Source organism: Corynebacterium sp. HMSC036D03, from assembly GCF_001836185.1.
GTDB lineage: Bacteria > Actinomycetota > Actinomycetes > Mycobacteriales > Mycobacteriaceae > Corynebacterium > Corynebacterium simulans.
Genome location: NZ_KV827749.1, coordinates 1 through 14,516 on the forward strand (window position 1 = coordinate 1; position 14,516 = coordinate 14,516).

The 14,516-nt window shown below is 59.8% G+C and carries 14 protein-coding genes; 10 read left to right on the forward strand and 4 right to left on the reverse strand.

Going from position 1 to position 14,516, the window contains the following annotated elements; genetic code table 11:
• Positions 1-653 precede the first annotated feature (653 nt).
• From HMPREF2692_RS09660 to HMPREF2692_RS09695, 8 genes are all read left to right on the forward strand, one after another.
• Positions 654-1,277: a C40 family peptidase gene (locus HMPREF2692_RS09660; RefSeq protein ID WP_062038183.1), complete on the forward strand. Its 624-nt coding sequence runs from the start codon at positions 654-656 to the stop codon at positions 1,275-1,277.
• Between the two features lie 169 nt (positions 1,278-1,446).
• Positions 1,447-2,556: a C40 family peptidase gene (locus tag HMPREF2692_RS09665; protein ID WP_246823443.1), complete on the forward strand. Its 1,110-nt coding sequence runs from the start codon at positions 1,447-1,449 to the stop codon at positions 2,554-2,556.
• Between the two features lie 10 nt (positions 2,557-2,566).
• Positions 2,567-3,688 carry a glycosyltransferase family 4 protein gene (locus HMPREF2692_RS09670; RefSeq protein WP_070823490.1) on the forward strand — a complete coding sequence of 374 codons (1,122 nt, stop codon included), beginning with the start codon at positions 2,567-2,569 and terminating at the stop codon, positions 3,686-3,688.
• 83 nt (positions 3,689-3,771) lie between these two features.
• The gene (locus tag HMPREF2692_RS09675) at positions 3,772-4,725 is read left to right on the forward strand and encodes an ROK family protein (protein WP_070823492.1); all 954 of its coding nucleotides are present in this window, start codon (positions 3,772-3,774) and stop codon (positions 4,723-4,725) included.
• Between the two features lie 21 nt (positions 4,726-4,746).
• Complete coding sequence (locus HMPREF2692_RS09680; RefSeq protein WP_070823494.1) at positions 4,747-5,493, forward strand: lysophospholipid acyltransferase family protein; 747 nt, start codon at positions 4,747-4,749, stop codon at positions 5,491-5,493.
• A gap of 3 nt (positions 5,494-5,496) precedes the next feature.
• Positions 5,497-6,714 (forward strand): acyltransferase family protein, encoded by a 1,218-nt coding sequence (locus HMPREF2692_RS09685; RefSeq protein ID WP_141761323.1) that lies wholly within the window; start codon positions 5,497-5,499, stop codon positions 6,712-6,714.
• A gap of 107 nt (positions 6,715-6,821) precedes the next feature.
• On the forward strand, positions 6,822-7,331 hold the full coding sequence (locus HMPREF2692_RS09690) for a polyadenylate-specific 3'-exoribonuclease AS (RefSeq protein ID WP_061923531.1): 510 nt from the start codon (positions 6,822-6,824) through the stop codon (positions 7,329-7,331).
• A 44-nt stretch (positions 7,332-7,375) separates the two neighbouring features.
• Positions 7,376-8,764 (forward strand): class II 3-deoxy-7-phosphoheptulonate synthase, encoded by a 1,389-nt coding sequence (locus HMPREF2692_RS09695; RefSeq protein ID WP_061923528.1) that lies wholly within the window; start codon positions 7,376-7,378, stop codon positions 8,762-8,764.
• Positions 8,765-8,781: 17 nt separating this feature from the next.
• On the opposite strand, the gene HMPREF2692_RS09700 is transcribed toward HMPREF2692_RS09695, so the two are convergent.
• Positions 8,782-10,146, reverse strand: a complete 1,365-nt coding sequence (locus HMPREF2692_RS09700) for a protein kinase domain-containing protein (protein WP_070823496.1) — start codon at positions 10,144-10,146, stop codon at positions 8,782-8,784.
• Positions 10,147-10,217: 71 nt separating this feature from the next.
• Between HMPREF2692_RS09700 and HMPREF2692_RS09705 the strand changes: the two genes are divergently transcribed.
• Positions 10,218-10,598: an Rv2175c family DNA-binding protein gene (locus HMPREF2692_RS09705; protein WP_246823451.1), complete on the forward strand. Its 381-nt coding sequence runs from the start codon at positions 10,218-10,220 to the stop codon at positions 10,596-10,598.
• On the opposite strand, the gene HMPREF2692_RS09710 is transcribed toward HMPREF2692_RS09705, so the two are convergent.
• Genes HMPREF2692_RS09710 through HMPREF2692_RS09720 form a run of 3 tightly spaced genes read right to left on the reverse strand, consistent with a single transcriptional unit; the run spans position 10,595 to position 13,851 of the window.
• Positions 10,595-12,154 carry an alpha-(1->6)-mannopyranosyltransferase A gene (locus HMPREF2692_RS09710; RefSeq protein ID WP_070823497.1) on the reverse strand — a complete coding sequence of 520 codons (1,560 nt, stop codon included), beginning with the start codon at positions 12,152-12,154 and terminating at the stop codon, positions 10,595-10,597. The genes HMPREF2692_RS09705 and HMPREF2692_RS09710 overlap by 4 nt on opposite strands.
• A 5-nt stretch (positions 12,155-12,159) precedes the next feature.
• Complete coding sequence (locus HMPREF2692_RS09715; protein ID WP_246815027.1) at positions 12,160-13,251, reverse strand: polyprenyl synthetase family protein; 1,092 nt, start codon at positions 13,249-13,251, stop codon at positions 12,160-12,162.
• 36 nt (positions 13,252-13,287) lie between these two features.
• A complete protein-coding gene (locus HMPREF2692_RS09720; protein WP_070823499.1) occupies positions 13,288-13,851 on the reverse strand; it encodes a GNAT family N-acetyltransferase in 564 nt (187 codons plus the stop codon).
• A gap of 217 nt (positions 13,852-14,068) precedes the next feature.
• Here HMPREF2692_RS09720 and HMPREF2692_RS09725 point away from each other — a divergent pair, with 217 nt between their 5' ends.
• Positions 14,069-14,509 carry an SAV_6107 family HEPN domain-containing protein gene (locus HMPREF2692_RS09725; RefSeq protein ID WP_062043937.1) on the forward strand — a complete coding sequence of 147 codons (441 nt, stop codon included), beginning with the start codon at positions 14,069-14,071 and terminating at the stop codon, positions 14,507-14,509.
• Positions 14,510-14,516: the final 7 nt, after the last annotated feature.

Sequence of the window (14,516 nt, forward strand, 5' to 3'; positions counted from 1 at the left end):
GCCCTGGGGTGGAACTGCTAACAACGTAATGGGACGTAGCGCATTCTCCGAGCGCATAAACTCGCCAAAACTGAGTTCAAATGTGTGTGAAAATTGGGGCTGGTGAGCCTCCAATTCTGGCCCAAAACTGAGCTGTGAGGAAGGTCACTGTCTCAATTTTTTACGCTAAATTTGGTTCAAAAGTTGATGATAATGAGTTTCCCGCAAACGGCATTAGCGGCCATTATTTTCGCAGGTTAGGCTTTGTCTCAAAGTGATAACGGGGAGCGTTCCCCGGCTAAAGGTCTGAAACATTTCGGAAATGTCAATGGAAGATAACGGGATGATAACGGCCGTGGTTTTGGGTCGGTGATTCGACATTGGCCGTGACAGTTTCGTAACCTATTTGAGACATTGAGTTACCGACGAAGTGGTGCTCAATAACGAACTGAAGATTTAAGTGCCGCATCTGGCCCCTCCTAAACCGGGGGCCGAGTGGAGATGCTCCTACAGGAACGGAGCATCAACGAACGCTAGGCCCGCCCCGGGTCAGAGCTCCGAATGGTTTGCAGAAATTGTGAACCAGAGCGTGAATCTTTACTTCCAGTATTTCTGCGAAGTAATTACGCGTGCTCATTCGAAGTAGGCACACAGGAAGATTTGGAGTTTAATTCGTGTCTAAGCACCGTCGTCAGGGCGCAATCACTACCCGCCGTATTGCAACCACCGCAGTTGCTGCAGCGTCCGCAGCAGTTGCAGTCCCAGCAGTTGCACAGGGTGCCGAGGTAGTCATTCCTAACACCGACTACCGCTTCGAGGTTGCGGGTCTGGAGAACGTCCCGAACATCAACCAGGTTCCGAACATCCAGCAGTATGTTCCGTCCCTGCAGCAGGAGAACGTAAACTACGCAGCGTCCGTACAGGCACCGGCTCCGGCCGCTGCTCCGGCACAGTCTGCAGGCCAGAAGGCTCTCGCAGCTGCACGCTCCGCCATTGGTGCACCGTACGTTTACGGCGCAAACGGCCCGAGCGCATTCGACTGCTCCGGTCTGACCTCTTGGGCATACCGCCAGGCTGGCGTTGAGATCCCACGCACCTCCCAGGCTCAGGCTGCTGCTGGCAAGCAGGTCTCCCTGGATGCTCTGCAGCCGGGCGACATCATCGTCTACTACTCTGGTGCATCCCACGTCGGTATCTACACCGGCAACGGCACCATCATCGACGCTTTGAACTCCGGTGTCCCGGTTCAGGAGCGCCCTCTGGATTACATGCCGATCCACTCCGCAGTTCGCTTCTAAGGCTTAAGCAGCTGCATTCGGCATTACTAGCCCTTGCCTCCAATTATTTATGGACGGCAGGGGCTATTTGTGGTTTTATAGTTCTTTGTTCGTATACTCGCTTTCAGTGCGAGATATACGCTAGTATCAAGCGGTCTATTATTATTTTTTAAGTTTGGGAACTACTACTGTGCTTTCTTCCACTTTGCGGGCCCGCCGCACTTTCTACGCGGCATTGGCCGCAGCGCTTACCGTATCCACCGCTTGGGGCGTGGCGGTCGTGCCTCCCGCGACGGCACAAGAGGTCGAGCAAGTCCAGGAAGCACCGGCTGCCGCAGCGCCCGCGGAGGAACCTGGCAGTCCTGCGAGCGAGGACCTGCAGAAGTTGGTTGACCGTGTCGCGGACGTCGCCCAGCGCGTGGCCGCCAAGAACGAGGAAGTCAAGGCTTCCGAGGATGCGCTGGCCGCTACCGAAAAGGAAGTAAAAGAACTCCAGAAGCGCGCCGATGACGCGCGCATAAAAGCGGATGCTGCAGCTGTTGCCGTAACAGACCAACAAGATCGCATCAACGGCATCGCCCAGTCGCGCTACCGCGGTGATTCCACCAGTGCCGTCGCAGCCGCTTTGGATGCCGCAGATCCTGGCACCGCTGTTGAACGTATGGGCTACCTTGGTGCGCTTTCGCGCACCGCGCAACGCAATCTTGATGACAAGGCTGCAGCCGCCGACGTCGCTCGTGGACTGCAAGACGAGGCCGCCGCTGCCGTAAAGGCCGCACAGGATAAGGCTGCGGAGCTTGGACAGCAGCGGGATCGCCTTCTTAAGGAGCAGGAAGAGCTCGAAACACAGAAGAAGGAGATCGAGGAAAAGGTCGATAGCCTAAGCGAGGAGCAGCGCGCTGCCTTTGTGGGCCGCTTCGGTGCTAAGGACGTTGACGTTGCCGCATTGTCCGACGGTTCCGGTTCCAAGGCCGTCGAAGCTGCCCTTACCCGCTTGGGCGCGCCGTATGGCTGGGGTGCTACGGGCCCTGACGTCTTTGACTGCTCGGGTCTTATGGTGTGGAGTTATCAGCAGATGGGCAAGTCCATTCCGCGTACCTCCCAGGCGCAGCTCGCAGGTGGCACCCAGGTCCCGCTCGATCAGCTCGAACCCGGTGACATCATCGGTTACTACCCAGGAGTTACCCACGTCGGCATGTACGTCGGCGATGGCAAGGTAGTACATGCTTCGACCTATGGCGTGCCGGTTCAGGTTGTTCCGGTGGACTCTATGCCGATCCAAGGAGCCGTGCGCTACTAGAGTAGGGCGCATGGCGCGCACACTACTGGTTAGCAATGACTTCCCGCCTACGATTGGCGGGATTCAGTCATATCTACGGGACTTCGTCTCCACCCTGGATCCTTCCGAGGTTGTCGTCTTTGCCTCGACGCAGGATGCTGAGGCCGCCGCGCTTTACGACGCCGCCCAGCCCTACCACGTCATCCGTTGGCCGCGGCGCATCATGCTGCCTACTCCGGCAACCGTGCGCGAGATGCAGCGGCTTATCAAGGCCTATGACATCGACACCGTTTGGTTCGGTGCGGCAGCCCCTCTTGCATTGATGGGCAAGGCTGCCAAGGAAGCCGGCGCGACCAAGGTTGTGGCCACTACTCACGGCCATGAGGTGGGGTGGTCCATGCTTCCGGTTGCCCGTCAGGCGCTGCGGCGCATCGGAGAGCACGCTGATGTTATTACGTATATCTCCGACTACACGCTGCGTCGCTTGCAAGCGCCCTTTGGCCCTGGGCCGGAGTGGGTGCATCTTCCCTCTGCAGTGAGTCTGGAGGATTTTCAGCCGGCCGATGAGCAGAAAAAGCAGGCTGCGCGTGCGCACTTCGGTTTGTCAGATGGTCCCGTCATCACGTGTATTTCCCGCTTGGTCCCGCGCAAGGGTCAAGACCAGCTGCTGCGAGCTCTGCCGAAGGTTCGCGCGCAATTTCCCAATGCACAACTGCTCATCATTGGTCGCGGCCGCTACCGGAAAGCTCTAGAGCGGCTCGCCGAAATCTATGCCCCCGACGTCAGCATCCGCGAGGCCAAAGACACTACGGAGCTGCAGATGGCTCTGCACGCCGCTGATGTTTTTGCCATGCCCGCGCGTACCCGTGGGGGAGGCCTCGACGTCGAAGGCCTGGGCATCGTTTACCTTGAGGCCCAGGCCTGCGGCGTGTCCGTCATTGCCGGTGACTCCGGCGGTGCCCCGGAGACCGTCACGGATGACACCGGCATCGTGGTGCGCGGTTCAAGTGTTGCCGAATTGGAGGAGGCGTTGTGCGCCTTGCTAGGCGATGTTCCCCACGCCCGCCGCATGGGCCAGGCTGGCCGCAACCATGTGGAGACGGCGTGGACGTGGGAAATCATGGGTGGTCGCCTGCGTGAAATCTTGGCTTAGTGATAGAGATTAATTTCTTTATCGATTCCGCTCGAACATGCAGAATGTGACCAATACCCCGGCGGGGGTATATCCTGTTGTGCATGCTTGAACACGCTCAACCTGCCGCGGACTCCGAATTCACCATTGGATTCGACATCGGCGGCACCAACCTACGCGCGGCGACCATCAGCGCGGAGGGCGACATTGTTGATTCGGTGAGCGTGCCAACCGCAGATAACGCCCGCCAGCTAGAAGATGACATCGTCCAGGCCGTAGACACCCTGCGTGAGAAGAATGAGATCTCCGCAGTCGGCTTGGCACTCGCCGGCTTTTTGGATCCCCAGTGCGAAACCGTGCGCTTTGCCCCGCACTTGCCGTGGCGCGATGCGCCAGTGCGCGAAATCTTAAATAAGCGGCTCGGTCTACCCGTACGCCTCGAGCATGACGCTAACTCCGCAGCGTGGGGAGAGTGGCGCTTCGGTGCCGGTCGCGGCGCCAAGGACTGGGTGTTCTTCTCTGTCGGCACCGGCATTGGCGCAACCCTGATGACCGAGGACAAGATTTACCGCGGCGCGTTCGGCACGGCCCCAGAATTCGGCCACCTTACCGTGGTCCCGGGTGGACGCGAGTGCTCCTGCGGCAAGCGCGGCTGCCTGGAACGCTATGCCTCCGGTACCGCATTGCCCGATACCTGTGAGGAGCTGCGCCCAAGCTATTCCACCACGCTGCCAGTAGGTGCCGAGGGAGTAGAAATCACCACCGCCGCACGTGCCGGCGATCCTCTCGGCCTAGCTGTCATGGAGCACTTCGGAACCTGGCTGGGCCAGGGCCTTTCCATCGTGGCAGACGTCTTGGATCCCGAGCTGATCGTGATTGGCGGCGGCGTCGCCAATGATGCGGATCTCTACCTAGAAACCGCGCGCGAGAACATGGCGCGCCAGATAGTAGGGGCGGGGCATCGCCCGCTGGCCCGCGTGGCCACCGCAGATCTGGGCTCAGCGGCGGGTATGATTGGCGTAGCTGACCTAGCCCGCAATGGGCTTGCCGTAGGTTAATTAAACGACAGGGACAACGCGATGCGAAACAAGTGGTACTGGGCATTTAAGAACATCTTTTTCGGTCCTGCCTTGCGGTTGTGGAACCGCCCGTGGACTGAAGGCATGGATAATATTCCCGCTGCAGGTCCAGCGATTCTTGTCTCCACGCACCAAGCGGTGATGGACTCTTTCTTCTTCCCGCTGATGTGCCCGCGTCAGATCACCTTCTTGGCCAAGAGCGAGTATTTCACCACTCCGGGCCTGGTGGGCCGCGCGCAAGCGTGGTTCTTCAGCTCGGTCGGCCAGGTCCCCGTCGAGCGCGACAGTGACAACGCCAGCGATGCCATGCTGGAATCCGCACAGCAGATTTTGAATAGGGGAGACCTGTTTGGCATCTACCCGGAGGGCACCCGTTCTCCTGATGGCCGCATCTACAAAGGTCGTACTGGTATGGGGCGCATCGCCATGACCACTGGGAAGAAGGTCATCCCGATCGCCATGATCGGTACCCGCAAGGCCAATCCGATCGGCAGCTGGGTGCCGCGTCCGACAAAGGTCGGCATGCGCGTTGCCGAGCCGATCGATCCGCATGAGTGGGCAGCGGAACGCGGTTTGGACCCGAATGAGCATGACACCATTCGTGCTTTCACCGATTACATTATGCAGGAATTGGCCGAGCTTTCCGGCCAGCCATATGTTGATGTCTATGCCTCTGAGGTCAAAGCCTCCCTGCAAGCAGGCAAGGGCTATCCTGCATGTGCGGAACCAAAATACGAGGCGTACTAGGCGGTGAGTTCCCCTAAGGCTCGATTAGCGTGGCCTGACATCGCCAAGGGTATTTCCATCCTTGGCGTTGTTCTTTTGCACGTCACGCTCACTGTTCCTGAATCCAGCGAGACCCGACTTGCGGCCCTCAACCTCTGGCTAGACCCGCTGCGTTTGCCCCTCTTCTTCCTCGTCAGCGGCTACTTTTCTACGAAGGTTTTTAACTTCACCTTCCCGCAGCTTTTCGCGCGCCGCCTGTGGTATTTCATCGTGCCCTATGTGGTGTGGATGGCCGTGGAATTGCAGGTAAAACGCCTCGAATTGCACTGGGTCTTCGAAAGCGACATCTTTGACCGCAACGAGATGCTGTTCAACATGGTCTTTGGCCATACGATGGCCTGGTTTATCCATTCTCTGATCTTCTTCAACATCTTCTTGTGGTGCGTACGCAAGCTGCCCGGCTGGCTGGCCGTGCTTTTAAGCTTTACGCCGCTGTTGTTCATGGCGTGGCAGGCGCACTTTACCTTCATTGCCAAGGCGATGATGTTCCTGCCGATGTTCGTAGCCGCGGCTTTCTTCCGGGATTGGATTACCCGCTTCGCCTCCGAAATCGAGGCACCTTTCAAGGGACACTTTGGCCTTTCCACCGTCTTCTTCTACGGCGGAACCATTGTGGCTTACCTCTGCGGCTCCTTTTTCCGCCGTGCTTGGGATTCTTATCCCGAGGAGGTCTTCATTCCGTGGCCGCTGCCCGGTGCGGAGTACCTGACCTCTAACGAGGTGCACATCTTGGTCCGCTTCGTGGAACAGGCCTTGGAGGTCCCGCTGGGCATTGTGCTTGCGATTTGGGTCTCTTATGTCCCGGTTCTGTCCAAGGGATTGCGCTCTATTGGCTCGCACACGCTGCCCATCTACTTGGCGCATCCCATCGGCCTTACAGTGGGCTATGGCTTCTTCATGGCTTGGTTCCCACATGAGGTCACCCTGCACGGCGAGCACTTGCTGGATAACACCTGGTTCTGGTTGATCGCCTGCTTCGTCTTTGCCGCCATTGCCTCTCTGGCGCTATGGGCGCTGGGGCGCGTGCCGATTGTAGGCTGGCTGCTCAAACCGCCGGACATCTCGCATCTCATCGACGCGCCTGCACAGCAGGATTATCATCCGGAAAACACTCCGCGGCAAGACCCAAAGGCCCACCGCTGCGAGCGGGCCCCCTGCTGCAGCGCACGCCGCCGCGACTAGCAGGTGTATGCGTGGGAGCGGGGGTCGGGCGGCGTCGCCAAGCACCGCCTCTTGCACCCCAGACCCCAAGGCATGCTGGGGAGGGAAGCCAAGTAAGATTAGGCCCCGTGCGCTACTTCTATGACACCGAGTTTATTGAGAATGGAAAGACCATCGAGCTGGTCTCCATTGGCATCGTCGGCGAAGATGGCAGCGAATTTTATGCGGTATCTACCGACTTCAACCCCGCGCATGCCAACGCGTGGGTGCGCGAGAACGTTCTCGATAAGCTGCCTTCCCCGAGCGATCCCGTCTGGAAGTCGCGCGATCGCATTCGCGAGGAGCTCATAGAGTTTCTCACCAAGCATTCCACTCCGGTCGAGCTCTGGGCTTGGGTGGGTGCCTATGACCACGTGGTTTTGGCCCAGTTGTGGGGCGATATGGCGGGCTTGCCCAAGCGCATCCCGCGCTATACCCGCGAGCTCAAGCAGTACTGGGAATTCGCCGGCTGCCCAAAGTTGCCGCCGGTGCCGCAGGGCAATCACGACGCGCTTGTCGACGCCCGTCATAACCTAGCCAAGTTTCGCGCCTGCATGGAGGCACTACCGCTGACAAGGGCCAACCAAGTAACTATCTAGTCCCAAACTATCCTGCGGCAGGGGGCTAATGGTTAAATAGCCATGTGAGTTGGACAGTAGATATCCCTAAAGAAGCACTTCCGGATCTTCCGCCTTTGCCTGCCGGCATCGAGGAGCGATTCCGGGATGCCATCGCACGCAATGCCAAGCAGCAGCCGAGCTGGGATCGCGCGCAGGCAGATAACGTGCGCAAGATTCTGGAATCCGTGCCGCCCATTGTCGTGGCACCGGAGATTGAGGAGCTTAAGCGCAAGCTTGCCGACGTCGCGCTCGGCAAGGCATTCCTGCTGCAAGGCGGCGACTGCGCTGAGACCTTTGAATCCAATACCGAGCCGCACATCCGCGGCAACGTGAAAACCTTGCTGCAGATGGCAGTGGTGCTCACCTATGGCGCTTCGACCCCAGTTGTGAAGTTGGGTCGCATCGCCGGTCAGTACGCGAAGCCGCGTTCGGCGGACATGGACTCAAAAGGTTTGCTCAACTACCGCGGCGACATCGTCAACGGTGTTGAGCCCACCGAAGAGGCCCGGCGTCACGACCCAGCCCGCATGATTCGGGCCTACGCTAATTCTTCGGCTGCCATGAACCTGGTGCGTTCGTTGACTTCGTCTGGCACCGCCGACCTGTACCGCCTGCACGAGTGGAACCGCGAATTCGTGGCAAACTCCTCGGCTGGTGCGCGCTACCAGGCGCTGGCCGATGAAATCGAAAACGGCTTGGCTTTCATGAACGCCTGCGGAGTTTCTGACGAGACCCTACGTTCTGCTGAGATCTACTGCTCCCACGAGGCCCTGTTGAAGGACTACGAGCGTTCCATGCTGCGCCTTGGCGTGGACACCAACGGCGAGACCAAGCTTTACGATCTTTCCGCCCACCAGCTGTGGATTGGTGAGCGTACCCGCGGCCTCGAGGACTTCCACGTCAACTTCGCCGCGCTCATCGGTAACCCCGTGGGCATCAAGCTTGGCCCTGGAGTTACCCCGGAGCAGGCGGTGGAGTACGCAGAAAAGCTCGACCCGAACCGCGAACCAGGACGCCTGACCATGATCACCCGCATGGGCCACGACAAGGTGCGTACCGTCTTGCCAGCAGTGGTCAAGGCAGTAGAAGACTCCGGCCACAAGGTGGTCTGGCAGTGCGATCCAATGCATGGCAACACCTTCACGGCGTCGAATGGTTACAAGACCCGTCACTTCGACAAGATCGTCGACGAGGTCCAAGGCTTCTTCGAGGTCCACCGCGAGCTGGGCACCCACCCAGGCGGCGTGCACCTTGAGTTCACCGGCGAGGACGTCACCGAGTGCTTGGGCGGCGCTGAGGACATCACCGACCTAGACCTGCCGGGTCGTTACGAGTCCGCAGTGGACCCGCGTCTCAACACCCAGCAGTCCCTGGAGTTGTCCTTCCTCATAGCGGAGATGCTGCGCAACTAGCGGGCAAAGACCGCTACTTAGGCTAGGAACTGCGGCAAGAAGCCGTAGTTGCCTGAGCCAAACCACCAGCCGCCGATCGCCACGGCGACGGTAGCTAGTGCCACGAGCGCCAGGAAAAGCAGCAGTGAGAAGATACTGCGGTTAGTTTCCCGGCGCTCTTCTGGTTCCTCCTCCGCGATGCGGGAGAGCTGATTGTGCTGTTGCGGGGCAGGAGCCGGCGCCTGCTGCGGCATCGGAGCCGGTGGAGTTTGCGGAGTCGGGGGCACCTGCCCGGCGTAGGGATCGATGCGTGTCTGCGATGGATAAGCCGCCGGCCGCGGCGCGGCTGGCGTATCGGCGCGCGTTTCGAAGCTAAGAGGCGCGCGCTGTGGCTGCTGCGGAAGGTATTCGGTTGCCGGTTCTTCTTCGGCAGGCCGCGGCTGGGGCGCCGAGCTTTCTAACGCCGTGGTGGCATCGAAGACGTGGGTAGCTCCCGTGCCGGAGAAATCCGTGGGCTGCTCGGCAGTGCGGGCGGCGGCAGCGTTGCGGGGGACAGGGACAGTGAAGTCGGGGAGTGCGAGCTCCCGCGTGACGTCGTCAAGCGCGTCCAAGAACTCGCCTGCGTCGGCGAAGCGCTCGGACTTCTCCCGCGCCGTGGCGGTGGCGACGAGGGCGTCGAAAAGCTTCGGCACTCCCGCAATGCGGGACGAAGGCGCCGGCACATCTGCCTGCAGGCGTGCCTGCGCGTGCTCCAATGGGGTAGCACCACGGAAAGGAACGCTGCCTGTCAGAAGCTCGAAGAGGACGATGCCGGCGGAATAAACATCGGAGGCCGCCGTAATCGGCTCACCGGTGACCTGCTCTGGCGAAAGATACGACACCGTACCGATGATCTGGCTCGAGCCCCGCTCCGCTGCGGCCGAGCGCACCAGACCAAAATCCCCCACCTTCACGCGGCTCTGTGCGGTAATCAGCACGTTGTCTGGCTTGATATCGCGGTGGACCAAACCCGCGCGATGGACTTCATCCAGGCCCATGAGCATCGGGCGCATGACCGCCGCCGCGGCGTGTGCCGGCATGGGGCCGCGCTCGGCGAGCAGCTCGCGCAAGGTGCCGCCGGTGATAAGTTCCATGATGAGAAAAATCGGCACGCCATCGGAAGAGAAGTCATGCACTCCCACGAGGTTTGGATGCTGCAGCTGCGCCATCGCGCGGGCCTCGCGCTCGAAACGCTTCACAAAGGCCGGATCGTCTTGATAGTGCTCATGCATTACCTTCGCCGCCACCGCACGGCCTAAGCGCATGTCGACGCAGCGATAAACCGTGGACATGCCGCCCCGCGCGATCGGTCGATCGACGCGATAGCGGTCCTCGAGAATGTCGCCTACTTCCAGCCTTGTCATGTAATCCAGTATGGCTGATAGACGCAGCGATGTGGTATCCGGCTAAGGTTGTGTCTGTGACTAATCCACAGATGAATTCCGAACAGGCCAAGAACGAAGAAATCGCTGCCCTCCTGGAAGGCGAGGAGCTGTTGACGCTGCAAGAGGTGGCGGACAAGCTCGACCTGCAGATTACCCGCGTGTTTGATCTGCTGGGCGCCCGCAAGTTCATCGCGTGGCGCGACGCAGAAGGTACCCGCTTGGTGCCAGCTGCCTTCTTTAATCAGAAGGGCGTTATCTCCAAGTATGTTTCAGGCGTTATCACTGTGCTTAGCGACGGCGGTTTTAGTGACCAGGAGATCTTCATCCATCTTTTCACCGAAGATGAAACTCTCCCGGGCCGCCCGATCGACGCCTTGCACGGCCACCTGGCGCGCGAAGTTATCCGCCGCGCGCAGGCTTCTGCTTTCTAGGCAGTAGCTTTTTCTGCAGACTCTGCTTTTATGGGTTCCTGGGCTGCGTTCTTACGCAGCCCATCGCCGATCTTGGGGCTGACGCCAGCGAAGATCCACTGCGTTAAAGCCCACGCGGCAACGACCATGGCGATATCCCACCACCAGTTATAGAGCTGGTGGTTGCCATCGCCGGAGAAAGCGACGCCGATAAACAGCGATACGCCGGTGGTTATCTTTAGCAGCAACAGCGGTGGGCGGAAGGTGCCCATCAGCGTCAGCACCGAGGCGTAGTACCAAGGCAGCGTCACCGAGTTGAAGAGGAACGCCACCTGGTAGGCGCCCGCAGTGCCGGCGATGGCACGGCGCAAGCTGCCGCGGCCCAGCCACCACATGGCCACCAAGCCGATGAGCATCAAAGCCATCGAAATCGTGCGCAGTACGTTCAGCACGCCGTTGTAGGTGGTATCCGGGCTGAAGATCTGAATCAACGGAATCATGACATCGGCGGCAAAGGTAGGGCCAGCTAGGGGATTGACCACCTTAGAGTTGCCGCTGATCTGCGAAAGCCAGCCCCAGGAGCTGCCCGAAGCCCAGGTAATCGCAGCCACTGCAAGGCCTACCTCAGCCAAAGCCACGATGCCGGAGAGCACAAAAGCACCAAGCTGGCGCCCGCGCGAGGCCGAGCCCGGCGCATAGTGCAGCACCATCATCCACACCACGAAGGGAGCTGCGAAGATAGCTGTGGCTTTAAGCGCCACCGCGACGCCAATGAGCAGCAAGCCAATGTGGAAGCGTTTCTTCACTGCAGCCAGCAGGCCGAGTGATACCAAAGCCACCATAACGGACTCGTTGTGCATGCCCGCTACCAAGTGCAAAACCACCACTGGGTTGGCCACGCCAAGCCACAGCGCTAGGGCAGGATCGCCGCCAAGGGCACGGGTGAGATGCACAATCGCCCACGCGATGACCGCAAAGCCAAGCAGGGAAATCGCCTTGTAGATGATGATACCGGCGGCCACATTGTCCCCGACTACGCGCGTGACTGCCTCGGCCATCCACAAGTGCAGCGGGCCATATGGGGTAGTGGTGTTGCGCCAGTCATGGGAGACCTCCAGCAGGAACGGGCCTGGATTGACCGCCGCGCCTTCCGTATAAGGATCGAAGCCATCGCGCACCATGGCGCCCTGCATCAGATAGGAATAGACATCGCGGGAGGCCAGGGGAGCGGCGAAGAGCAAAGGCGCAATCCAAGCGCTCAACATGATGCGGATAGAGCGTAGGCCACCTTTGTGCTGAGGGTTCTTCAGCTGCGGATTAATAACCTGGCGGCCTGCCAAAATCCAGGCCGCAACCAGACCAAACAAGCCGACCCAGTAGAGCACCATGCCCACGTTGCGGCCGTGGCCATAAGCCAAGAAGCCGATGTTTAGCGCTTCGAGGAATCCGCCGCGATTGCGCGTGGCGCCGCCCGAAAACGAGGCAAAGGCCAAGATGATGCTGGCGATGATTCCCACCGGCAGCGCATTGGGCAGGCGCACGGTATAAGTCTTGTGACCTTTCTCAGGTGCGGTCATAGTGCCTACATTCGACGGGCAGTGGACTTAATAGCCAGTGCCTCGAGGGTCTCTGTTACTGCAGGATCAACATGGGCCTTGCGCAAGTGGCCCAAGCCGGATTCGGTTAGTGCCGAAATCTGCTCCTCCAGCATTTGCGGGGCGCCGGAGTCAGCGATGATTTGAGCCATCTGCGCGATTTCGGCTGGGTCTTCCGTGTTGCCGATGAGCGAGCGCAGCACCTTCGCGGATGCTGGGTCCTTTTCATCAGCGCGCTGCAAAGCCAGCGAGAGCAGCACGGTGCGCTTGCCTTCGCGCAGGTCATCGCCTGCAGGCTTGCCGGTGATTTCTGGGTCACCAAAGACACCCAGCTGATCATCGCGGAGCTGGAAGGCGATGCCGATGTCGCGGCCGTAGCCACGGAAAGCGCTGATAAGCGCGGCGTCAGCACCTGCCACCGCGGCGCCCAAATGCAGAGGACGCTCGATGGTGTAGGCGGCCGTCTTATAACGGTTCACAGAATTGGCCAAAGTGGGGTCCTCAGAGCCCGCTGCCTCTAGCGAGATATCGAGCAGCTGGCCGCCGATGACTTCGGTGCGCATGCCCGCCCATGGGCCGCGCGCACGCTGCAAAGCCGCGCTGCTTAGACCTGAACCTTGCAGCATGTCTTCGGCCCAAGCCAGTGCGAGGTCACCGACGAGGATGGCAACCGACTGACCAAAGAAGTCTGCGTCACCGTGGAAGTCCTGTGCGCGATGCTGCGCTGCGACGGCGCGATGCACCGTGGGGTTGCCGCGGCGGGTATCAGATGAATCGATGATGTCATCATGGATAAGCGCGCAGGCCTGAATGAATTCCAGCGACGATGCGGCGGTGGCCATGGCCTGCGGATCTTCCTCGCCGTCCAAGCCACGTGCGCCCAAGAAACCCGCCCACGCGTAGGTGGGGCGGATACGCTTGCCGCCGTCGAGGACAAAGTTTTCCAGGTAAGACGTGGCGCCAACGACGGGGCCGCCGATTTCGGCGACCTCGGGGCGGCGCTGGTCTAAAAACTCTAGGAGCTTTTCGCGGGCGGTATCCGGGAACTGCTCTAGGGAAGGAATGCTGTTGTCTTTCACTCCCCACACGTTACCTGTTGAACCGGACATTCCCTGTTACGTGGTGGAAAGCGGCAGGCGTGCCGCGAGAATTGCAAAGGCACGGGAATCAGCGGGGTATTCCAACTCGCGCAGCACATCGAAGAATCCCACCTTACGGTAGAGCCGAAATGCCGCGTTGGCCTCGTCGGGGACCTCCGGCGTCGACAGTAAAAGGTAACTGGCAGGAGCGTTCCACGCCAGCTCCTTTATTAGCGCTAATCCCAGCCCATGCCCTTGCAGGTTCGGCGCGACATGAATCTCGGCGAGCTCAAAGTAGTTGTGAAGAATCTCCAGCTGCTCCTGAGTGGCTCCGCCGGCCTCGGCGAATCCCCTCCGTAGCTGCCGGTCCCACCAGGTGTCGGGCGAACCGATGAAGCCATAAGCGACGCCGCCTATTCCATACTCATCTTCCGCGATTACCGCCGTAAATCCCGGCCGCATGACGTCGTCTTTCCACGCCTTGATGCGGTTTGCACGCATGGCGGGGCTATAGCCCATCGCGGCGATGTAAATATCGACCAATGGGGGCGCCAGCATGACGAACTCTTGCGGGCTCAAGCGACGAATACGAAAACTCACGTCTTTAATATCAGCAGATCTTGGCAGAGTTCGACAAGGAATTCCGGCAAAAGTTCCTGCCCTGCTTGGCGACGCCCCGAAAAGGGAAGGGAATGTTCGAAAGTATTTGGCTGTAGTGCGAAAACCATTGCCTTATTCGAACATTTGAACTAATCTGGAAGTAGATGTCCAGTGCACGCTCTAGATTTATGGTCAACAACAGTAAAGGAGGAGCATCATGGCACAGGTTATTTCTGCAACGGCACAGTTCAAGGGGTCGCGCGCTGCCGCAGGCGCGTTCAAGCGCGACCGTTTTCTAACGCAAGCCGGAGACCTTCTGTCGCAGGCCCGCGCCATGGCTGCCGCTGAGCGTTGGGACCAAGCCCTCGAGTTTGCATACCAGACAGGTCTGCGCACTGCCGGTGCGCGTATTGCAGATTCCGCAGTGTCAAAGCGGCGCCGGTTGCCCTCGAGTGCGTGGGAGCAGCTGGCCATGGTGGGCGCTTCCGAAAAGGATTGGGCGGAGCGTTTCCGTGGATATTCCCGCCTTCGTTCTCGTGTAGCCTCCGGGCTGGATGATGCGCCGGATGAAGAAGTCGTTGTAAGGCTAATGGCCTTGGCTGCGGAATTTTTGGCAGAGGTTGAAGAGGGGATTGTCTTCGGTTCTCTTGCTGCCTAGCCGCGTG

Excerpts from the sequence above, each read along its gene's own strand:
- HMPREF2692_RS09670 (WP_070823490.1), top strand. The coding sequence starts at position 2,567 with ATGGCGCGCACACTACTGGTTAGCAATGACTTCCCGCCTACGATTGGC.
- HMPREF2692_RS09675 (WP_070823492.1), top strand. The coding sequence starts at position 3,772 with ATGCTTGAACACGCTCAACCTGCCGCGGACTCCGAATTCACCATTGGA.
- HMPREF2692_RS09680 (WP_070823494.1), top strand. The coding sequence starts at position 4,747 with ATGCGAAACAAGTGGTACTGGGCATTTAAGAACATCTTTTTCGGTCCT.
- HMPREF2692_RS09700 (WP_070823496.1), bottom strand. The coding sequence starts at position 10,146 with ATGACAAGGCTGGAAGTAGGCGACATTCTCGAGGACCGCTATCGCGTC.
- HMPREF2692_RS09705 (WP_246823451.1), top strand. The coding sequence starts at position 10,218 with ATGAATTCCGAACAGGCCAAGAACGAAGAAATCGCTGCCCTCCTGGAA.
- HMPREF2692_RS09710 (WP_070823497.1), bottom strand. The coding sequence starts at position 12,154 with ATGACCGCACCTGAGAAAGGTCACAAGACTTATACCGTGCGCCTGCCC.
- HMPREF2692_RS09725 (WP_062043937.1), top strand. The coding sequence starts at position 14,069 with ATGGCACAGGTTATTTCTGCAACGGCACAGTTCAAGGGGTCGCGCGCT.